This window comes from Xanthomonas sp. NCPPB 2933 (assembly GCF_056725225.1).
In genome coordinates, this window is sequence record NZ_CM161518.1 from 1694730 (window position 1) to 1712705 (window position 17976).

Here is a 17976-nt window from a genome sequence, read left to right on the forward strand (position 1 = left end):
TGCTGTGTGAAAAGTTCGTTGGCGATAGGATTGCTGCATGTGGCGCGGGACACTGGCTCCGCCGGCAGGAATGCTGGCTAGGACCATCACCCAAGCCACAAGGAGCGTTGCAATGAAGTCATTTACCGTAGTCCTGAAGTCCCTGCTACTGGCGTTGTTGTTGTCCTCGAATGCGTATGCACTCGACAAGGTCGATATCAACACCGCGTCTGCTGAGGAATTGGACAAAGTGCTGACGAATGTCGGGCGATCAAAAGCCGAGGCAATCGTCGAGCACCGTCAGGCAAACGGTCCCTTCAAAAGTGCCGAGGAACTGGCACTGGTCAAGGGCATCGGACTCAAGACGGTCGAACGGAATCGAGACCTGATCGAAGTAGGAGCCACGATGGCTCCCGCCAAGAAGGCTGCCAAGGGGGCGGCGGTGAAACCGGTGGGACGGCGTTAAGGGGAAGGGATCCGAGATACGGTTCGACGCGAGGATGCGTGGCCGCAACCTAACTGGACAGGATGTCCGGGGGATGGCTGGAAGCCGACAAGGACGTGGAATCGCCCGGTGTTGCACTTGGATGTGCAGCCGGGCGTTTTTCGTTTTGGGGGCGCATGAGTTGCGAGCGTACACATGCGTAGGTGACTGCAGGGAAGTGGCGGTTGCAGCATGCGGCGCTAGTCAGAGCGTGAAGCGTAAGTCACAGCATCTAGCGTGAGGTATAGGTCGCTGTGCGTGTACTGCTCATGCGCATAACGCAGCGGCACGTTGGTCACACATGACGGCCTCAGCGCAACGCTTGGGGCACAATGCGCCAATGCAGCTGACAGACCTGAGCAGCCGGGTAATTCCGGCCACCGACTACCGGCGCGAGCGATGGCGCAATCAACTGGGCTGGACGCGCGAGATCCTGCGCCTCGGCGATGCCGACGCGTGGTCGCTGCGCTTGTCGATCGCCGAGATCGAGCAGGATGCGGCGTTTTCTGCTTTCCCAGGCATCGATCGCGAATTGGTGTTGTTGCATGGCAATGGCATGCGGCTACGGTTTGGCGATGCTGCGAGTGTCACCGGCACTGGCAGTAGCAACAGTAGTAATGGCAGTGGCAATGAAAGCGATGGCGGCGGTAGCAACGACGGCAGCGGCGCGGACCACGGCGGCCATGATGTAGGCGCCGACGGCGGCACCGATGCGCCCGGCAGTAGTTATCGCAGCTGCGACTTGCTGCCGCCCTACCAACGCGTCCGATTCGCTGGCGAAGAAGCGGTCAGCGCAACGCTGCTCGACGGGCCGACCCAGGATTTCAACCTGATGTGGCGGCGCGATGTGCTGAAGGCTGAGCTGCTGCATCGTCCGCTGGTCGGCACCATGCTGTTCTTTGCAGATCCGGGCAGCGCCTGGGCGCTGCATCTGCTCGCCGGTCAGGCCAGCTTTGGACGCGATAGCGGCTTGCCGCCTTTGGTGGCCGGAGATACTGCCTGGCTGAGCGCCTCCTCGCGCACCCGCTATGTGCTCGATGGCGGTGGTGAGTTGCTGGCTATCCGGGTGAGTCCGGTTTAGTTGTCGGTCGTGCGTGCGATCACGCAGTGTCCGTGTATTGATCGAGTTCTGGTTTGAGAGCGGCTGATAAAACTACTTCAGGCCGGTCTATTGCAGAGCAGCTGATTTGCCGCTTGGCTGAAGGGCCCTTGCCCGCCCACCATCGCGGGACACGCCGCAAGTACGTCCGTGTAGGTCCTTACGCGGCATCCATGCCGCGTAAGGTCCCGCGACGGTGGGCGGGCAAGGACCTGTCGAGATGCTCGGTGTGCATGGCTATTTGAAATGCCGCTTGGTGTGGAAGTGATTGGACAGTGCGGATAGATCAGTTGCAGAGCGGTTGATCTTCACTTGGTTGCAGGGCCCTTGCCCACCCACCGTCGCGGGACACGCCGCAAGTACGTCCGTGTAGGCCCTTACGCGGCATCCATGCCGCGTAAGGGCCCGCGACGGTGGGCGGGCAAGGACCAGTCGAGTTGATCGGTGTGCATAGCTTTCAATAAAACAGTCAGCAGACTTTCTGGTGCGGTGTCCTCGCCGATTGCGGGACCGTGTGGCGGCATGGATGCCGCCACCGAGCCCCCAGGGACGGGTTCACGGCGTGTCCCGCGAGCGGCGAGGGCACCGCGCCCTCGATCAACCAGACTTTGACGTTTTGTTAGCCGCCTTAGTGCCAACCAACGCTACTCGCGATTCCGGGCAGCATCCATTCTGGACATCTAGGACATCGACGGATACTCCGTCGGTAGCCGTTCGTCAGGTGGTGTTAGCCACCTTCAATACACGTCGCGGCGATAGCGCCCTTTGCGCAGCAGGTCTTGTCTGACATCGGTGCCGAGAATTGACTCAAGCGTCTGGTCGACTTCGGGTGCCATGCCGCGCAGGCTGCCGCAGACGTAGATGCAGGCGCCTTGATCGACCCACAGACGTAGGTGGTCTGCGGAAGCGGCCAGTGCGTGTTGTACGTAGCGCACTGACTGTTGTTGATCGCGCGAGTACACCAGATCCAGACGGTCGATCCAGCCATCGCGTTGCCACTGCTGCAGCTCGTCGGCATAGAGCGCGTCGTGGGCGGCATTGCGTTCGCCGAACAGCAGCCAGTTGCGACGTGCGCCGGCTGCGATACGGGCGCGTAGATGGGCGCGCAGTCCGGCGATGCCAGTGCCGTTGCCGATCAGCAACATTGGTTGCTCGGGTGCAGGCGGGTGGAAACCGGAGTTGCTGCGCAGGCGCAGCGCGATGGGCGCGCCGATCGGTGCATGGATGCAGAGCCAACCACTACCCAGACCCAGGCTGCCGTCGGCGTGCCGGTGCTCGCGCACCAGCAGTTCGACGTGGCCTTCTTCGGGAATGGATGCGAGCGAATAGTCGCGATGGGGCAGGGCGGCAAGGCGGCGCACCAATGCATCTGCGTCTAGCGATGAAGTTGTGCTTGTAGCTGCACCTGTATCAGTGGCTGTGACTGTGTCAGTACCTGGGCCGATTTTGACTTTGGCATCGGCATCGGCATCGGTGCCAGCACCAGCACTTGGGCCGGGGCCGGCAATGGCACCCACATCGACATCGACATCGACATCGACGGGAAGTTGCGCGCCGCTGAGCCAGTCGCGCAGCGTGCGGCCGTCGATGTGTTGTGCGCCATCGCGTTGGTTGCGCTGCAGCCAGGACTCCACCGCGCTCGGTGCGTTATGCGGCGCGATTTCTGCGATATCGCCTGCGCTCCATTGCGGCAATGGCCCGTCGCACGGCGTCAGGCGAAGGCGGTAAATCGGTGCGCCCGCACTGCCTGGATTGACGTGGACACGCTCGCGTAGCTGCAAGGCGGTGTAGGCCGGCAGGCTCCAGTCGGGTTGTGTCGCAAGCGCTGGCGCCAGCTCTGCCAGACGCCGTTGCCATTGCTGCAAGGCGCGCGGGTCGGCATTGTCGACCTCGATGCGTTGGAACAAACGGGTGGCGCCGCGTGCCTGCAGGCGATCGTCGATGCGTCGGCCAAATGCGCAAAATTGCGTATAGCCACGGTCACCCAGCGCCAGCACGGCGTACTGCACGGCCATCAGATCCTGCGCATCACCGGCCAGCCAATCGTGCTCGGCTGCTTGCGCATGATCGGGTGCATCGCCTTCGCCGGTGGTGCTGACGATGCACAGCAGCCGCGGCACACGTGTGAGTTGATCGACATCGACGGCGTCCAGTGGCAGTGCGTGCGCGCCGATGCCTGCCGACTGCAGCGCGGCCACGCTGCGTTCGGCCAGTTCACGCGCAAATCCGGTCTGGCTTGCCCAGACGATCAGCACGCCGCTGGCGTCTGCGCGCTCTGCACGGACGCGCCGGCGCGCGCGCAACAGCACGACCGCGCACAGGCCCAGGTAGAGCGTCAGCCCAAGACCTGCCAACTGCCAGCGATGCGGTGTCGGTGCGCTCCACCATGCACCAGCATGCAAGCCGCCCAGCCAGCCGACGATGGCTGCAAGAGCAAGCAGAACCAACCCGTTGCCAAGCCACACGCGGAGGTTATTGGCGGTCATGACGCAGCCAACTGTTGCTCGAAGGCCGGACTCATGGATTCAAGCAGAACGCCGTCCTTGCGCGTAAGAAAACGCGCGGCCAACGCTGCAGTGCGCGCATAGGCAAGCCCGGCATCGGCGCCAAGCACGGTCATCGCAGTGGCCCAGGCATCGGCCTGCATCGCATTGCGTGCGAGCACGGTGACTGCTGCGGGCGCATGCGGAACGGGCGCGCCGATGCGTGGGTCGAAGGTGTGCGCATAGCGGGTGCTGCCGTCATCGAAGCGGTGCCAACGATCACCGGACGTGGCGACCGCCAGTCCGTCCAGCGACAGCACACGTGGCGGCAATGCAGCACCGGCGTCTTCGTCGGGTGCGGATTCGACCAGCACGCGCCAGGCACTGCCATCGGGCTTGCGTCCATAGCCGAACAGTTCGCCGCCCACTTCGATCAATGCGCTGTCGATGTCGGCCCGCAGCAGCGCGCGATGCACGCAGTCCACACCGAATCCCTTTGCAATGCCGGATAGATCCAGCGCCAGTGCGCCAGGCTGCAGCACGCGCATGCCGTCCAGTTGCAGACGTTGCCAGCCGCAGCGCGCGCTAGCCAAGGCGATCTGATCGGCTGCAGGCACTTGCCGTCGCCCGCCCGAGGCACCGAAGCCCCATAGCTCGACCATCGGGCCGACTGTGGGGTCGAAGGCACCATCGCTGGCTTGTGCGATCTGCAGTGCTGCGCTCAGCACTGCATGAAATTCATCAGGTAGGGTCTGCCACTGACCAGCGGCAGCGCGGTTGTAGCGGCTGATGTCCGAATCCGCTTCCCAGGTGCTCATCTGCGCGACCACCCGATCGAGCGCGGCCTGGATGCAGGCATGCAACGGGTGCAGGTCGCGCCCGCGCGGCGCGATCAGCTTCACGCTCCAGGTGGTGCCCATACTGCGGCCGCCGAGAGTGGCGATGGCGTGGTCGGCGGAAGACGATGCAGGCATGGAGAAATCTTATGAAGGCAGTGCGGCAGGATGCACGCTGCGTGCAATCCTGCCGCGTGCGTGCGGATTACTGCGGCAGCACTTCCAGCGTGGCGACGTAACCCAGACGACGCTGTTTGGCTTGCGGCAGCGAGGTTTTCTTGTCTTCGGTGGTGGTTTCCAGCCAGTACATACCGGCTTCCGGCCAGGTCACGCTGAAGCCGCCCTTGGCATCGGTCTTCAGCTTGATCTCGTTCTGCGCATCGCGATAGCGGGTGCCGCCGCGCACGATTTCGATCTCCAGCCCGGCTGCCGGCTTGCCATCCAGTTGCAGCGTGAACTGCGCCGCCTCGCCGACGACCAGATCGTTGGGATGGGTCACCGGGATCAACTCGATGCCCTTGCCGCTGGGCTTGAATGCCTTGGTGGTAGGGGCACCGCGGGTGACGAAGGTTTCCACGCGATTGAAGGACTGCGAGACCTGCAAATCCTGCGCGTTCTTCGGCACCTCGGTGGCGAAGCGGGCTTCGTCGCCGCGCCAGCGCTTGGGCTTGCCGTCTTCTTTCCAGTTGGCGAACAGGCCGGCGTTGACGATGCTGAGCTTGTAGGTGCCGGGCTGGGTGAGTTGCAGGTCGAACACGCTGCGGTACTTGCCGGTGGCCGGATTTTCCGGCTTGAGCGCGCTGCCATCCGGCGCGGTGATGCTCAAGTTATCCAGGCGCAGCGGCACGTGATTGAAGTAGAACAGGTCGTTGGAGACCGCTGCATCCACCGTGATCCACGGCGCTTCACCGGCGATGACGGTCTGCGACGGCAGCAACCAGGCCTTGTGGGCGAGTGCACTGACGGGCAGTGCGGCGAGCATGGCGATCAGGACGAGAGAACGTTTCATGACAACTCCTTGAAGGACGATGAGGACGATGAATCACGTGTCTGATCAGCGCGAGGGTGCGGCGCTGCGTGGATGCGTGGGAAGCGATATGTCTTTGCCAAAGCGATGAAGCGCGCGTGCGCCGTTACTTGCAGCGCACGCTCCGTGCGGCTGCCAACAACAGCGCAACGCTCAGGGCTTTGCCACCAGGCTGACGGCACCGAGCTCGCTGCTGCCGCTGGCCTTTGCGGTTTGCGAAGTCGTCGCCGGCCAGGTGAAAGGCACCTTGACCAACTCGCGTCCGCCCACTTCGCGCGCGGCTTCCACCACCAGCGTGTACTGGCCGGCCGGCAGCGACTTCAACGCGCCCTTGGTATCGGAGAACGACAGCGCGTGTGCGCCGGCAGGCCGGGTCGGGCCGGTGACGCCGTCGACCGGCACATCCAGGGTACGACCGCTCTTGCGCCACCATTGGCGCAGGTCCGGCAGCCACTTGGTGCCGTGGCCTTCGGCGGTGTCCTTGGATTGATACCAGACCGCCAGATTGGCAGCGACTTTCTGGTCTGCACCTTCCAGCCAGATCGCCACATACGGGCGGTGATATTCGGCGACGTTGAGCTTGGGGATTTCGACATTGATGTCGAGCGTGGCCGCATACGCCGGCATGGCGAGCAGGCCGCTCAGGGCGATGGTCAGGGTGGCGCGCATGGTCGTCTCCGGTGGGAAAAAGTCAGTGGATCAACAGCAGGGCGAGTAGCAGCGGAATCAGCAGACCCAGGCCGACCAGCGGCCAGGTCATCCGGCGCTGGCGCGCATGCAGGTGCAGCAGGAACAGCCCGGTGATGCAGAACACCAGGCAGGCGATGGCGAACACGTCGATGAACCAGCCCCAGGCCGGCCCCGCATTGCGTCCCTTGTGCAGATCGTTGAGATAGGCGATTGCACCACGTCCGGTGCGTTCGTACTCGATCGCACCGGTGCTGCGGTCAAGGCTCAACCACGCATCGCCACCTGGCCGTGGCAACGCGAGATACACCTCGTCGGCCGACCATTCGCCGCTGCGTGTGCCGACGCTGATATCCAGTTCGCGCCCCAGCCATTGCGCCACCCGCGGCGGCAGCGGTGCATTGCCTTCCTGCCGATCGCCCAAGGTTTTCAGAAGCGCAGGCGGCAGCGTGAGCGTGCGCTGCTCGGTCGAAGGGCTGGCTTCGATGCGCGCGGCGTGATTCAAGGTCAGCCCGGTGAGGGTAAACAGCAGCATGCCGATCAGGCACAGCGCCGAACTGATCCAGTGCCATTGATGCAGCATGCGCAGCCAGAAACCGCGACGTTGCTGGGTGGTGGCAATGGTGTCGTTGGAGGTCGACATGCTGCGCTCAGGCCGCATTCGCTGCGGTGGATACCTGCAGCAGCACTTGCCGTGCAGCGATTTCGCTCAGCAATGCCTGCAAGCGTGGATGGCGCGCACTCGCCAGCAGCGGTGTGAGTTGTTGCAGAAAGCCGGCATGCCCGCCTGCGATCGCACGCCGCATCCAGTGCTCGGCCTGATCGAGGTCGCCACCATCTGCCAGCAAGGTGGCGTAACTGGCCTGGCCGCGGAAATCGCCTGCTTCGGCGGAACGGCGATACCAGTCGCGCGCAGCGATTGGATCGGCATCGCAGGCCAGTCCTTCATCCAGATAACGCGCCAGAAAGTTCATCGATCTAGCATGCCCGCGCTCGGCAGCAGTGCGATACAGCGCCAACGCCTGCGCGTGGTCCTGCGCCACGCCACGGCCGGAGCCGTACAGATGCGCGAGGTTGTACATGCCCCAATCCAGCCCGTGCTCGGCGGCGCGGCGATACCACAGCGCGGCCAATACGATATTGCACGCGGTGCCGAAGCCGAGTTCGTGGCAACGCCCCAACTGATTCATCGCTTCCGCATGCCATGCATTGGCGGCGACTTCGTACCACAGCATCGCCATGGCCGGATCGGCCGCGACGCCGCGGCCTTCGGCATAGATCTGCGCGAGCAGCAGTTGTGCTTCCACGTCCTGGCGCGCAGCGGCCTTGCGCAGCAGTGCAAGCGCTTGATCGGGTTGCGTGCGCAGCAGGTCGATCAGCTGCGCGGTATCCAGTGCGGGCTCAGACATCGGCCCATTGCCGCAACAGGTTGTGATACACGCCAGTGAGCTGGATCAGCGAGGGATGGCCGGGGGTGTCTTGCGTCAGCCGGCGGATCGAGACATCCAGCTCGAACAACAGGCGGCGCTGCGCATCGTCGCGCAGCATGCTTTGGGTCCAGAAAAAACACGCCACGCGGGTGCCGCGGGTCACCGGCATCACCCGATGCAGGCTGGTGCCGGGATAGATCACCAGATGCCCGGCCGGTAGCTTCACCGATTGCGTGCCGTAGGTGTCTTCGATTACCAGCTCGCCGCCGTCGTAGCTGTCCGGGTCGCTAAGAAACAACGTGGCGGAAACGTCGGTGCGCACAGGGTCTGCGCCGCCGCGGCTGCGGTCGTAGCGGATTGCATTGTCGACGTGATACCCGAACGATTGCCCGCCGCTGTAGCGATTGAACAATGGCGGATAGATGCGCCGTGGTAACACCGCCGAAAAGAACGTGCTGCTGCGCGCCAGCGCCTCCAGCACCAGCGCGCTGGCGGCGCGCGCAATGGCGCTGTCTTCGGGCAGTTGCGCGTTGTCCTTGGCCTGCGCGGATTGATGTCCGGCGGTGATGCGGCCGTCTGCCCAGTCGGCCGCGTCCAGCCGCGCACGCAACTCGCTGAGTTGCGCGGGAGTGAGGACATCGGGAATGGGCAGCAACATGCGCAGATCTCCACGTCGCCCGCACTGTGCGGGCGATGTGCCGGAGGCTTAGAAACTAAAGGTGGCGCTCAACACCGCCGAGCGACCATCGCCCGGCAGCGCCCAGCCATTGCCGGCAGTGACAGTGCCTGCCGCGTTGACGGTGAGGTTGTTGCGGATGCTGGTGTAGTACTCCTCGTCGAACAGGTTGTTGACGTTCAACTGCAGGCTGAGCCAGTCGTTGACGCGCAGGCCGACCATCGCGCGGTGCACCCAGTAATCGTCGGTCTTGACGTAGCCGGCCGCCGACGAATTATTCGGATAGAAGCCGCCTTGGTAGGTGACGCCGTAGCCGAAGGTCCATTGGTTGAGCTGATAGGTGGTCCAGATGTTGCCGGCATTGCGCGGCGTCTGCACCAGCTCGCGCCCGGCGATGGGATCGCCGGTGAGGCTTTCGGTGCGGTTGGACACGCTCTGCAGCACTTCGCTATCGAGGAAGGTGTAGTTGGCGAAGATCGACCAGCGCTCGGTCAGGTAGCCGGCCGCGCCCAGGGCGATGCCGTCCACACGGGCCTTGCCGTCAAGCACCTGCTCGGGGATCAGCGGGTCGCCGCTGTTGACCTTGTAGTTTTCGCGCTCGTTGCGGAACACCGCCGCGGTGAGCGCCAGACGCTCGTTCAACACGTCCCACTTGCCGCCCAGTTCGATGTTGACCGCGCTTTCCGGCTCGACATTGCAGTTGGCGCCCGCCGTGGCGGTGGCGATCGGCGTGCAGGAGCCGTTGACCGAGGCCTTGGACGGCGTCTTGCTGTTGGCGTAGGACAGATACAGGCTGGCGTTCTCGACCGGCTTGAACACCAGACCGGCGCGATACGAGAACAGGTCCTCTTCGCTGCCGGCCGGGAAGCCCGGGGTCACACCGGTGACATTGCCGGCGGCGTTGACGGTGTAGGTGGTGCTGTCGCCTTCGTTGTGCTCATAGCGGCCGCCCAGGTTGAGCATCCACTGCTCGTTGAACTGCAGCGTGTCGAACAGATACACCGCCTGATTGGTCAGGCTGCCCTTGCTGCGACCGGTGCGGAAGTAGTTCTGCGGGCCGGTCCAGATGTTGTACGGATTGTCGAACGACTGCAGCGGATAGGTGATGCCGGTAGTGGAGCCATCGGCGTTGCGGAAGATCGAACCGCTATTGAGTTCGAAGTCTTCCTTGCTGAAGGCGATGCCTGCGACCAGGCGATGCTCGATCGCGCCGGTATGCAGGGTGGCGGTCAGATCGGTCTGGCTGTGCGCGATGAAATTTTCGGTCTCACGCACCAGGCCGCGCGGGCCGCTGTTGGGGTTCCAGGTGGCCGGTGGCTGGCCGACGCAGGCGCGGCCGGTGTAGGCGTTGGTGTTGTTGGGCAGGCACCAGGTGCCTTCCGGCGCAGTCGCGCTGGTGGTCTGATCCACGCGCTGCACGCGCGCCAGGCTGCGCAGTTTGACGTTGTCGTCGAAGTCCATTTCCAGCACGCCGGTCAGCATGTCCACGTCGATCTCCTGACGCGCCACGTTGCGGTAGCCGTAGTAGGTCTCGCGGTCCACACCCGGCAGCGGGCCGTTGTTGAACGGGCTCAGCGCGAACGGCACGCCGTACTGCGGCAGGTTGTTGTCGTGCTGGTGCAGGTAGCTCAGCGTAAAGCGCGTATCCGAGCCCAGGCCGAACGCCACCGACGGCGCAAAGCCCCAGCGGTGACGGAATTCTTCATCGCGGCCCGGCACGTCCTGGGTATGGCCCATCGCGTTCAAGCGCACGGCGGTGCCGTTTTCGAAGTCGTAATTGCTGTCGGCAGTGAGCCGGCCGTAGCGGTCGCTGCCGCCACCAACGACGACATTGGTGAAGTCGCCCTGGCCGGCGGTCTTGGTGACCAGATTGATGTTGCCGCCGACCGAACCGGCGCCGGACATGGCGGAGTTGGCGCCGTTGATCAGCTCCACCGCTTCCAGGTTGAAGGTGTCGCTGCGGCTGTACTGCGCGCTGTCGCGCACGCCGTCGGTGGTGATGTCGCTGCTGGCGGTGAAGCCGCGCAGGTTGATGCTGTCGCCATAGCCGCCGCCGCCTTCGCCCGCGCCGAAGGTGATGCCGGGCAGGGTGCTCAGCACGTCGCGCAGCGACAGCAGGTTCTGCTGGTCCATGGTCTGCTTGGTGACCACGGTGATCGTCTGCGGCGTGTCGCGCAGGGCCTCGGTGTACTTGGGCGAGGATGGCTTTTGCGCGCGTTCCTGCTGCACCCGGATGGCATCCAGATCGACCGCGCCCGGAGGCGCCGGCGCATCGCCAGGCTGGGCGAAGGCAGGAGCGGACAGCGTCAGCAGCACGGCCGAGGTGAGCGGGGAAATCCTGGGAGTCATGAGGCGTCTCGAAGAGGAAAGCGAGGCTCCGGCCTGGCGATGGCTCGGCGGATGCGGGGATGGGGTGAGGATTGAAAAAGGTGGATCGACAGTGCGCGCCGGCTAGCCCGATGCGATGTGCTGGCATGACCCGATGTCGCATACGTCAAGGCGCCGCGCGGAAGGGCGCAGGCGGGGCGAACGCAGGAGAAAACGGTCTGGCAGAGCTGGGCGCATGGGATCGCAGGGCAGGCCAGTTGTTAAGAAGGCCTGAAGGGCTGCGATCTTAAATGCAAATCATTCTTCTTTGCAATCTTTGTTGTTGGCCGACGTCGCGCGGTTGTGGCAGAAAGGTTTGTGCGCTATTTCAATTGGCGGACCGAACTACTTCATGAAGGTTTGCTGCAAGGGCCGCTGATCTGCTGTTTGGCTGCAGGGCCCTTGCCCACCCACCATCGCGGGACACGCTGCAAGTACGTCCTTGTAAGCTCTTACGCGGCATCCATGCCGCGTAAGGTCCCGCGACGGTGGGCGGGCAAGGACCAGTCGAGGTGGTCGGTGTGCATGTTTTCAAGCAACCAGCAATCTGTCTGGTGCGGTGTCCTTGCCGCTTGCGGGACCGTGTGGCGGCATGGATGCCGCCACCGAGCCCCAGGGACGGGTTCACGGCGTGTCCCGCGAGCGGCGAGGGCACCGCGCGCTCGACTCACTAGGCTTTTTAACCTTGGCTTCTACGGGCAAAGCCACGATCACAGCCACAGCCGACCTGCCGCACTCACTGATCTAATCGCTCTCAGCGGTCGTCGCGTGCCCAGATGCCGCCGTGTTCGCGCTTGACCGGAAATTTGGGCACGGCGGTGTAGGCGGGTGCGCACAACGGGCGGCCGTCGCGGATATCGAAGCGGGCGCTGTGCAGCAGGCATTCGATGGTGCCGGCCGCTGGGTCGAAAGCCCCAGGCGACAGCTCGTAGTCTTCGTGGCTGCAGCGGTCTTCCAGCGCATACAGCTCGCCGTCGAGGTTGAAAACCACGATCGGGGCGTCTGTCACCTCATCCCAGACGGTCTGCAACTCGCCGGGCAGCAGCGCCTCGCTGGCGCAGACGAAGGTCCAGGTCTCGCTCACAGCGCTGCGCCGCCGAGCGGTTTTTCCAGTACCTCGAAGCGCAGGTCCTGGCGCAGCGGCACGCCGAAACGCACGTCGCCATACGGAAACGGCTTGGTGATGCCGGTGCGGCGATAGCCGCGTCGCTCGTAAAAGGCGATCAGCTCATCGCGGATGTCGATCACCGTCATGCGCATCACCGGCAGCTGCCACTCGTTGAAAGCGATGCGTTCGGCTTCGGCCAGCAGCGTCTTGCCGAGCCCGCTGCCCTGCAGCGAAGGATCGACGGCAAACATGCCGAAGTAGCCGGCGCCGTGGTCGTCGGCGATATGTGCGCAGGCCAGCAGCCACCCGTCCTGTTCGACCAGCAGCACCAGGCTGCGGTCACGCAACAGGTCTTCGCGCAGCACGGCGGGATCGATCCGCGCGCCGTCGAGGAAGTCGGCTTCGGTGGTCCAGCCAACGCGGCTGACATCGCCGCGATAGGCCGAAGTCACCAGCGAAACGAGGGCGTCGATATCGTCGACGGTGGCGGTGCGGAAAGTGGTGGTCTGCATGGGGAGCAGTTTAGCGAGAATCGGGGATTGGTGATTTGGGATTGGCTGGAGCTTGCTCGTTGCGCTTAGAGATGCACTACATGCTTCTCCGGTACGCGAAATCCACTGAGTTGCACACCGTCAGTCAACGCAGAAACGATCGATCCGGGATCGAGCCCCTCTCCCATCGGGAGAGGGGTTGGGGTGAGGGTACGGAGCGAAGCTGCAGTGGAGCAGGATTACACGAGGCTTCGCACGTACCCTCATCCGTCCCTTCGGGGCACCTTCTCCCGGTGGGAGAAGGAACTGCGATGTCTTGGAGCTCGAAGGGTTCAGTACTTACGAATCACGAATCACCAGCTAAAAATCCCGCATCACAATCCCGAATTACCAATCCCCACTCCCGGCCCCACATTCACCCCAGCAACGTCCGCACCTTCTTCAACGCAGCAACAAAACGCTCGATCTCGTCGTGCGTGTTGTAGAACGCCAGCGAGGCGCGGCAAGTGGCGGCAACGCCGTAGTACTGCAGCAATGGATGCGCGCAATGCTGGCCCGAGCGGATGGCGATGCCTTCCAGGTCGAGCAGGGTGGCCAGATCATGTGCATGCGCGCCTTCGACCAGGAACGACACCACTGCGGCCTTGTCCGGCGTGGTGCCGAAAATGCGCAGGCCCTCGATACGCTGCAGTTCTTCGGTGAAGTGTGCGAGCAACTCGGTTTCGCGTGCTTCCACGTGCGCCAGCCCGACCGACTCCAGGTAATCCACTGCCGAGCCCAGGCCGATGAAACCGGCGATGTTGGGCGTGCCGGCTTCGAACTTGTGCGGGGCATCGTTGAACACCGTGCCCTCGAAGCTGACTTCCTTGATCATCTCGCCGCCGCCTAAAAACGGCGGCATTGCCTGCAAGTGTTCGCGACGTGCCCACAGCGCGCCGGTGCCGGTCGGCCCGCACATCTTGTGGCCGGTGATGGCGTAGAAATCGCAACCGATGCCGGCCACGTCGATACGCCGATGCGGCGCGGCTTGCGAGCCGTCTACCACGGTGACGATGCCGCGCTTGCGCGCCTCGCGGCAGATCTCGCGCACCGGGTTGACCGTGCCCAGCACATTGGACACGTGCGTGATCGCCAGCAGCTTGATCTCCGGCGTCATCGCCTTGCGCAAGGCATCCAGATCCAGCGCGCCGTCTGGGGTGATCTCGGCCACGCGGATGGTCGCACCGGTGCGTTGCGCCACCAGTTGCCACGGCACGATGTTGGCGTGGTGCTCCATGCGCGAAATCAGGATCACATCGCCGGCGCCCAAACGTGGCAGCGCCCAGGAATAAGCGACCAGATTGATCGCAAAGGTCGTCCCGCTGCACAGCACCAGCTCGTCGGCGCGCACATTGAGAAAACGTGCGAGCTTGCTGCGCGCGCCTTCGAACGCATCGGTGGCTTCGGTGCCCAGCGCATGCACCGCGCGGCTCACATTGGCGTTTTGACGACGATAGAACTCGTCGGTCGCGGCAATCACCTGCAGCGGCTTCTGGCCGGTGTTGGCGTTGTCGAAATAGATCAGCGGCTTGCCGTGCACCTGCCGCATCAACAACGGGAAATCCGAGCGCACGCGCTCCCAATCCGGCGCGGCCAGTTGCGGGACGGCGGGCGCGTTCATGCCACGCCTGCCGAGGTCAGTGCGCGGTCCAGCTGCAACGCCAGTACCGCAGTCAGCGCGGTGGGCAGCACACGCAGCGGTTCGTGGCAGAACGCGGCGCTCAGCAACCGCTGTGCATCAGCCTGCGGCAGACCGCGCGAGCGCAAATAGAACAAGGCGTTGTCGTCGAGCTGACCGACGGTGGCACCGTGCGCGGCCTGCACTTCTTCGGCATCGATCACCAGCACCGGCTGGGTGTCGATCTCGGCATTGGCCGACAGCAGCAGATTCTTGTTCGACAGCCGCGCGTCGCTGCCGTCGGCACCGGGACGAATGTGGATGCCGCCATGAAACACCACCCGGCTGCGATCGGCGCCCACGCCGCGCCAGACCAGCTCGCAGCTGGTATCGCGTGCAATGTGCTGGATACCCAGACGCGTATCGACATGGCGGCGGCCGTTGCCGAGCAGTACGCCATTGGCGGTGAGCTGCGCGTTGTCGCCTTCCAGGCGCACGTTGAGCTCGTGCCGCGACAGGTTGGCGCCCAGTTCCAGATCCACGCGCTGGTAGCGCGCATTGCGCGCCAGCACGGCATCGGTACGCAACAACGAGGTGGCGTGCGCACTGTCGGCCTGCACGCGCGCATGCGACAACACCGCATCCTGGGCCAGATGCACATGCATCAGGCTGTTATCCAGATGCGCGGCATCGCCGACATGCAGGTGATGCTCGACCACGTTCAGCGCAGCGCCGGCACGTAGTTCGATCAAGTGGCGGTGGTGCCAGGACAGGTCGTGCTCGCCGGCCACGCTGATGAAGACCAGCTGCAGCGGAATATCGATCTGCGTGCCTTCCTGCACGCGCACCAGCACGCCTTCGTCGGCAAGCGCGGCATTCAGACGGGCGAAGATTTCATCGCTGCCTTCGAAACGGCGACCGAGCAGCTGCTGCGCGTCATCGCTGGCAGCCAGCGAGGCAGACAAGGTCTCCAGCTGCACGCCGTCGGGCAGCGTGGACAGGTCGCTCAGTGCGTCAGACGGGCGCCCGTTGACGAACACCAGCCGTGGCGAGGCGATATCGTCCAGCACGGAGGCATCGACCAGCGTCGGTACCAAGGGCGCCGTCTGAAAACTGCGCCGCTCCAGCTGCCGCAGCGAGGTGTATTTCCAGGCTTCGGCGCGCGGGCCGGGCAGGCCGGTCTGCAGCGCGGCATCGAGTTCGGCACGCCGTACATCGTTGCCGCAGAAACCGCGTGCGAGGGATTCCAGCAGGGCGCTCATCAGGCAGCCGCCTCGGGCACCACGCGGTCCTTGAGGAAGTGGTAGCCGTGTTTTTCCAGCTCCAGCGCCAGTTCCGGGCCGCCGCTCTGCACGATGCGGCCTTCGGCCAGCACATGCACCACGTCCGGGGTGATGTAGTCGAGCAGGCGCTGATAATGGGTGATCACCAGGAACGAACGCTCCGGCGAGCGCAGCGCGTTGACGCCGTCGGCCACGCTCTTGAGTGCGTCGATATCCAGGCCCGAATCGGTTTCGTCCAGGATGGCGAGCTTGGGCTCGAGCACGGCCAGCTGGAAGATCTCGTTGCGCTTCTTTTCGCCACCCGAGAAGCCTTCGTTGACGCCGCGATGCAGCAGCTCGTCCTTCAGATGCAGTACCGCCAGTTTCTGGCGCACCAGCTTGAGGAACTGCATCGAATCCAGCTCTTCTTCGCCACGCGCCTTGCGCTGCGCGTTGAGCGCGGCACGCAGGAAATAGGTGTTGTTGACGCCGGCGATTTCCACCGGGTACTGGAAGGCCAGGAACAGGCCGGCGGCGGCACGTTCTTCCGGCGGAAGGTCGAGCAGGTCCTTGCCTTCGAACTGCACGCTGCCTGCGCTGACTTCGTAGCCATCGCGCCCGGCGAGCACATTGCCCAGCGTGGATTTGCCCGCGCCGTTGGGCCCCATGATGGCGTGCACCTGGCCCGGCTTGATGTCCAGCGACAGGCCTTTGAGGATTTCTTTGCCGGCGATGCTGGCGTGGAGATTGTTGATCTTGAGCATATTCGTATCCAGTGATTGAGCCCCTCTCCCGCCGGGAGAGGGGTTGGGGTGAGGGTTCGTGCGAAGCAGCGTGCTGTTTGGGTGCACTTGGCTTCGCCCGTACCCTCATCCGGCGCTGCGCGCCACCTTCTCCCGAGGGGAGAAGGGGAAAGGTGTCAGCCGACGCTGCCTTCTAAGGAAACTTCCAGCAGTTTCTTGGCTTCCACTGCAAATTCCATCGGCAGTTCGCGGAACACCTGCTTGCAGAAACCGTCGACGATCAGCGACACCGCATCTTCCTGGCTGATGCCGCGCGCGCGGCAGTAGAACAACTGGTCGTCGCTGATCTTGGAGGTGGTGGCCTCGTGCTCGACGGTGGCGCCGGGATTCTTCACCTCGATGTACGGGAAGGTATGCGCGCCGCACTGCTTGCCGATCAACAGCGAATCGCACTGGGTGTAGTTGCGCGCGCCATCGGCGTTGCGATCCACCTTGACCAGACCACGATAGGTGTTCTGGCCACGCCCGGCGCTGATGCCCTTGCTGACGATCTTGCTCTTGGTGCGCTTGCCGATGTGGATCATCTTGGTGCCGGTATCGGCCTGCTGACGATGATGGGTGAGTGCCACCGAATGGAATTCGCCCACCGAGTCGTCGCCCAGCAGCACGCAGGACGGATACTTCCAGGTGATCGCCGAGCCGGTTTCGACCTGGGTCCAGGTGACCTTGCTGCGGTCGCCACGGCATTCGGCACGCTTGGTGACGAAGTTGTAGATGCCGCCAACGCCGTTTTCATCGCCCGGGTACCAGTTCTGCACGGTCGAATACTTGATCTCGGCGTCTTCCAGCGTCACCAGCTCGACCACCGCTGCATGCAGCTGGTTTTCGTCGCGCATCGGCGCGGTGCAGCCTTCCAGATACGACACATACGCCTTATCCTCGCACACGATCAAGGTGCGCTCGAACTGGCCGGTATGGCCGGCATTGATGCGGAAATAGGTGCTCAGTTCCATCGGGCAGCGCACGCCTTTCGGGATGAACACGAAGCTGCCATCGGAGAACACCGCCGAGTTGAGCGCGGCGAAATAGTTGTCGCCAACCGGCACCACGCTACCCAGATACTGTTTGACGATCTCCGGATGTTCCTTGATGGCTTCGGACATCGAGCAGAAGATCACGCCCTTTTCGGCCAGTTCCTTGCGGAACGTGGTGCCGACCGAGACCGAATCGAATACTGCATCCACCGCCACGCCGGCCAGCCGGGCACGCTCGTGCAACGGCACGCCAAGCTTGTCGTAGGTATCGAGCAGTTCCTTCGGCACGTCGTCCAGCGAGGCGTACTTCGGGCCCTTGGGCGCGGAGTAATAGCTCAACGCCTGGAAATCGATCGGGGAGATCTGCAACTTCGCCCATTCCGGCATCGGCATCTTCAGCCAATGCCGATACGCCTCAAGACGCCAGTCGGTCATCCATTGCGGCTCTTCTTTCTTGGCCGACAAGGCACGGATGACGTCTTCGTCCAGGCCGGGCGGGAGCGAGTCCGATTCGATGTCGGTGATGAAGCCTGCGTCGTAACGTCGGCCCAGCCGTTCGATAATCTCGGCGTTCTGCGGGGGAGCAAGTTCGGTGGCCATCGGGCTGCCTACA

At 63.8% G+C, this 17976-nt stretch carries 16 protein-coding genes and 1 pseudogene; 3 read left to right on the top strand and 14 right to left on the bottom strand.

The genetic code is table 11. The features are described 5' to 3' along the window. Positions 1-70: 70 nt before the first annotated feature. Positions 71-445, top strand: a complete 375-nt coding sequence (locus tag AC1PLU_RS06955) for a ComEA family DNA-binding protein (RefSeq protein WP_006452365.1) — start codon at positions 71-73, stop codon at positions 443-445. Positions 446-803: 358 nt separating this feature from the next. Further along, positions 804-1544 carry a HutD/Ves family protein gene (locus tag AC1PLU_RS06960; protein ID WP_481095277.1) on the top strand — a complete coding sequence of 247 codons (741 nt, stop codon included), beginning with the start codon at positions 804-806 and terminating at the stop codon, positions 1542-1544. Between the two features lie 755 nt (positions 1545-2299). Here AC1PLU_RS06960 and AC1PLU_RS06965 read toward each other — a convergent pair. From AC1PLU_RS06965 to AC1PLU_RS07000, 8 genes are all read right to left on the bottom strand, one after another. Next, the gene (locus AC1PLU_RS06965; protein ID WP_481108059.1) at positions 2300-4048 is read right to left on the bottom strand and encodes a flavodoxin domain-containing protein; all 1749 of its coding nucleotides are present in this window, start codon (positions 4046-4048) and stop codon (positions 2300-2302) included. After that, a complete protein-coding gene (locus AC1PLU_RS06970) occupies positions 4045-5019 on the bottom strand; it encodes an FAD:protein FMN transferase (RefSeq protein ID WP_481108060.1) in 975 nt (324 codons plus the stop codon). The genes AC1PLU_RS06965 and AC1PLU_RS06970 overlap by 4 nt, the downstream gene beginning before the upstream one ends. Positions 5020-5086: 67 nt before the next feature. After that, the gene (locus AC1PLU_RS06975) at positions 5087-5890 is read right to left on the bottom strand and encodes a DUF4198 domain-containing protein (protein ID WP_481108061.1); all 804 of its coding nucleotides are present in this window, start codon (positions 5888-5890) and stop codon (positions 5087-5089) included. A 171-nt stretch (positions 5891-6061) separates the two neighbouring features. Next, positions 6062-6577 carry a DUF2271 domain-containing protein gene (locus tag AC1PLU_RS06980; RefSeq protein ID WP_104551644.1) on the bottom strand — a complete coding sequence of 172 codons (516 nt, stop codon included), beginning with the start codon at positions 6575-6577 and terminating at the stop codon, positions 6062-6064. Between the two features lie 22 nt (positions 6578-6599). Next, positions 6600-7238 (bottom strand): PepSY-associated TM helix domain-containing protein, encoded by a 639-nt coding sequence (locus tag AC1PLU_RS06985; RefSeq protein ID WP_115040710.1) that lies wholly within the window; start codon positions 7236-7238, stop codon positions 6600-6602. A 7-nt stretch (positions 7239-7245) separates the two neighbouring features. Next, positions 7246-8004 (bottom strand): tetratricopeptide repeat protein, encoded by a 759-nt coding sequence (locus AC1PLU_RS06990; protein WP_481108062.1) that lies wholly within the window; start codon positions 8002-8004, stop codon positions 7246-7248. After that, positions 7997-8683: a Fe2+-dependent dioxygenase gene (locus AC1PLU_RS06995; RefSeq protein ID WP_481108063.1), complete on the bottom strand. Its 687-nt coding sequence runs from the start codon at positions 8681-8683 to the stop codon at positions 7997-7999. The genes AC1PLU_RS06990 and AC1PLU_RS06995 overlap by 8 nt, the downstream gene beginning before the upstream one ends. Positions 8684-8731: 48 nt before the next feature. Then, positions 8732-11050 carry a TonB-dependent receptor gene (locus AC1PLU_RS07000; protein WP_168958914.1) on the bottom strand — a complete coding sequence of 773 codons (2319 nt, stop codon included), beginning with the start codon at positions 11048-11050 and terminating at the stop codon, positions 8732-8734. A 494-nt stretch (positions 11051-11544) separates the two neighbouring features. Here AC1PLU_RS07000 and AC1PLU_RS07005 point away from each other — a divergent pair. After that, positions 11545-11735, top strand: a pseudogene (locus AC1PLU_RS07005) (hypothetical protein); the annotation flags it as partial. An 87-nt stretch (positions 11736-11822) separates the two neighbouring features. Here the strand turns inward: AC1PLU_RS07005 and AC1PLU_RS07010 are convergent. The 6 genes from AC1PLU_RS07010 to sufB form a co-directional block, all read right to left on the bottom strand. Next, positions 11823-12152 carry a non-heme iron oxygenase ferredoxin subunit gene (locus tag AC1PLU_RS07010; protein ID WP_115040578.1) on the bottom strand — a complete coding sequence of 110 codons (330 nt, stop codon included), beginning with the start codon at positions 12150-12152 and terminating at the stop codon, positions 11823-11825. Beyond that, the gene (locus AC1PLU_RS07015) at positions 12149-12688 is read right to left on the bottom strand and encodes a GNAT family N-acetyltransferase (RefSeq protein WP_481095285.1); all 540 of its coding nucleotides are present in this window, start codon (positions 12686-12688) and stop codon (positions 12149-12151) included. The genes AC1PLU_RS07010 and AC1PLU_RS07015 overlap by 4 nt, the downstream gene beginning before the upstream one ends. Before the next feature lie 394 nt (positions 12689-13082). Continuing rightward, positions 13083-14327 (bottom strand): cysteine desulfurase, encoded by a 1245-nt coding sequence (locus tag AC1PLU_RS07020; protein WP_481095286.1) that lies wholly within the window; start codon positions 14325-14327, stop codon positions 13083-13085. Beyond that, a complete protein-coding gene (gene sufD / locus AC1PLU_RS07025; RefSeq protein ID WP_481095287.1) occupies positions 14324-15586 on the bottom strand; it encodes a Fe-S cluster assembly protein SufD in 1263 nt (420 codons plus the stop codon). Before sufD ends, AC1PLU_RS07020 begins: the two co-directional genes overlap by 4 nt. Next, entirely contained in the window at positions 15586-16350 is a 765-nt protein-coding gene (gene sufC, locus AC1PLU_RS07030) for a Fe-S cluster assembly ATPase SufC (RefSeq protein WP_006448897.1), read from the bottom strand. Before sufC ends, sufD begins: the two co-directional genes overlap by 1 nt. 155 nt (positions 16351-16505) lie before the next feature. Continuing rightward, entirely contained in the window at positions 16506-17963 is a 1458-nt protein-coding gene (gene sufB / locus AC1PLU_RS07035; protein WP_006448896.1) for a Fe-S cluster assembly protein SufB, read from the bottom strand. Between the last annotated feature and the right edge of the window lie 13 nt (positions 17964-17976).

Excerpts from the sequence above, each read along its gene's own strand:
- AC1PLU_RS06955 (WP_006452365.1), top strand. The coding sequence starts at position 71 with ATGCTGGCTAGGACCATCACCCAAGCCACAAGGAGCGTTGCAATGAAG.
- AC1PLU_RS06960 (WP_481095277.1), top strand. The coding sequence starts at position 804 with ATGCAGCTGACAGACCTGAGCAGCCGGGTAATTCCGGCCACCGACTAC.
- AC1PLU_RS06965 (WP_481108059.1), bottom strand. The coding sequence starts at position 4,048 with ATGACCGCCAATAACCTCCGCGTGTGGCTTGGCAACGGGTTGGTTCTG.
- AC1PLU_RS06970 (WP_481108060.1), bottom strand. The coding sequence starts at position 5,019 with ATGCCTGCATCGTCTTCCGCCGACCACGCCATCGCCACTCTCGGCGGC.
- AC1PLU_RS06975 (WP_481108061.1), bottom strand. The coding sequence starts at position 5,890 with ATGAAACGTTCTCTCGTCCTGATCGCCATGCTCGCCGCACTGCCCGTC.
- AC1PLU_RS06980 (WP_104551644.1), bottom strand. The coding sequence starts at position 6,577 with ATGCGCGCCACCCTGACCATCGCCCTGAGCGGCCTGCTCGCCATGCCG.
- AC1PLU_RS06985 (WP_115040710.1), bottom strand. The coding sequence starts at position 7,238 with ATGTCGACCTCCAACGACACCATTGCCACCACCCAGCAACGTCGCGGT.
- AC1PLU_RS06990 (WP_481108062.1), bottom strand. The coding sequence starts at position 8,004 with ATGTCTGAGCCCGCACTGGATACCGCGCAGCTGATCGACCTGCTGCGC.
- AC1PLU_RS06995 (WP_481108063.1), bottom strand. The coding sequence starts at position 8,683 with ATGTTGCTGCCCATTCCCGATGTCCTCACTCCCGCGCAACTCAGCGAG.
- AC1PLU_RS07000 (WP_168958914.1), bottom strand. The coding sequence starts at position 11,050 with ATGACTCCCAGGATTTCCCCGCTCACCTCGGCCGTGCTGCTGACGCTG.
- AC1PLU_RS07015 (WP_481095285.1), bottom strand. The coding sequence starts at position 12,688 with ATGCAGACCACCACTTTCCGCACCGCCACCGTCGACGATATCGACGCC.
- AC1PLU_RS07020 (WP_481095286.1), bottom strand. The coding sequence starts at position 14,327 with ATGAACGCGCCCGCCGTCCCGCAACTGGCCGCGCCGGATTGGGAGCGC.
- sufD (WP_481095287.1), bottom strand. The coding sequence starts at position 15,586 with ATGAGCGCCCTGCTGGAATCCCTCGCACGCGGTTTCTGCGGCAACGAT.
- sufC (WP_006448897.1), bottom strand. The coding sequence starts at position 16,350 with ATGCTCAAGATCAACAATCTCCACGCCAGCATCGCCGGCAAAGAAATC.
- sufB (WP_006448896.1), bottom strand. The coding sequence starts at position 17,963 with ATGGCCACCGAACTTGCTCCCCCGCAGAACGCCGAGATTATCGAACGG.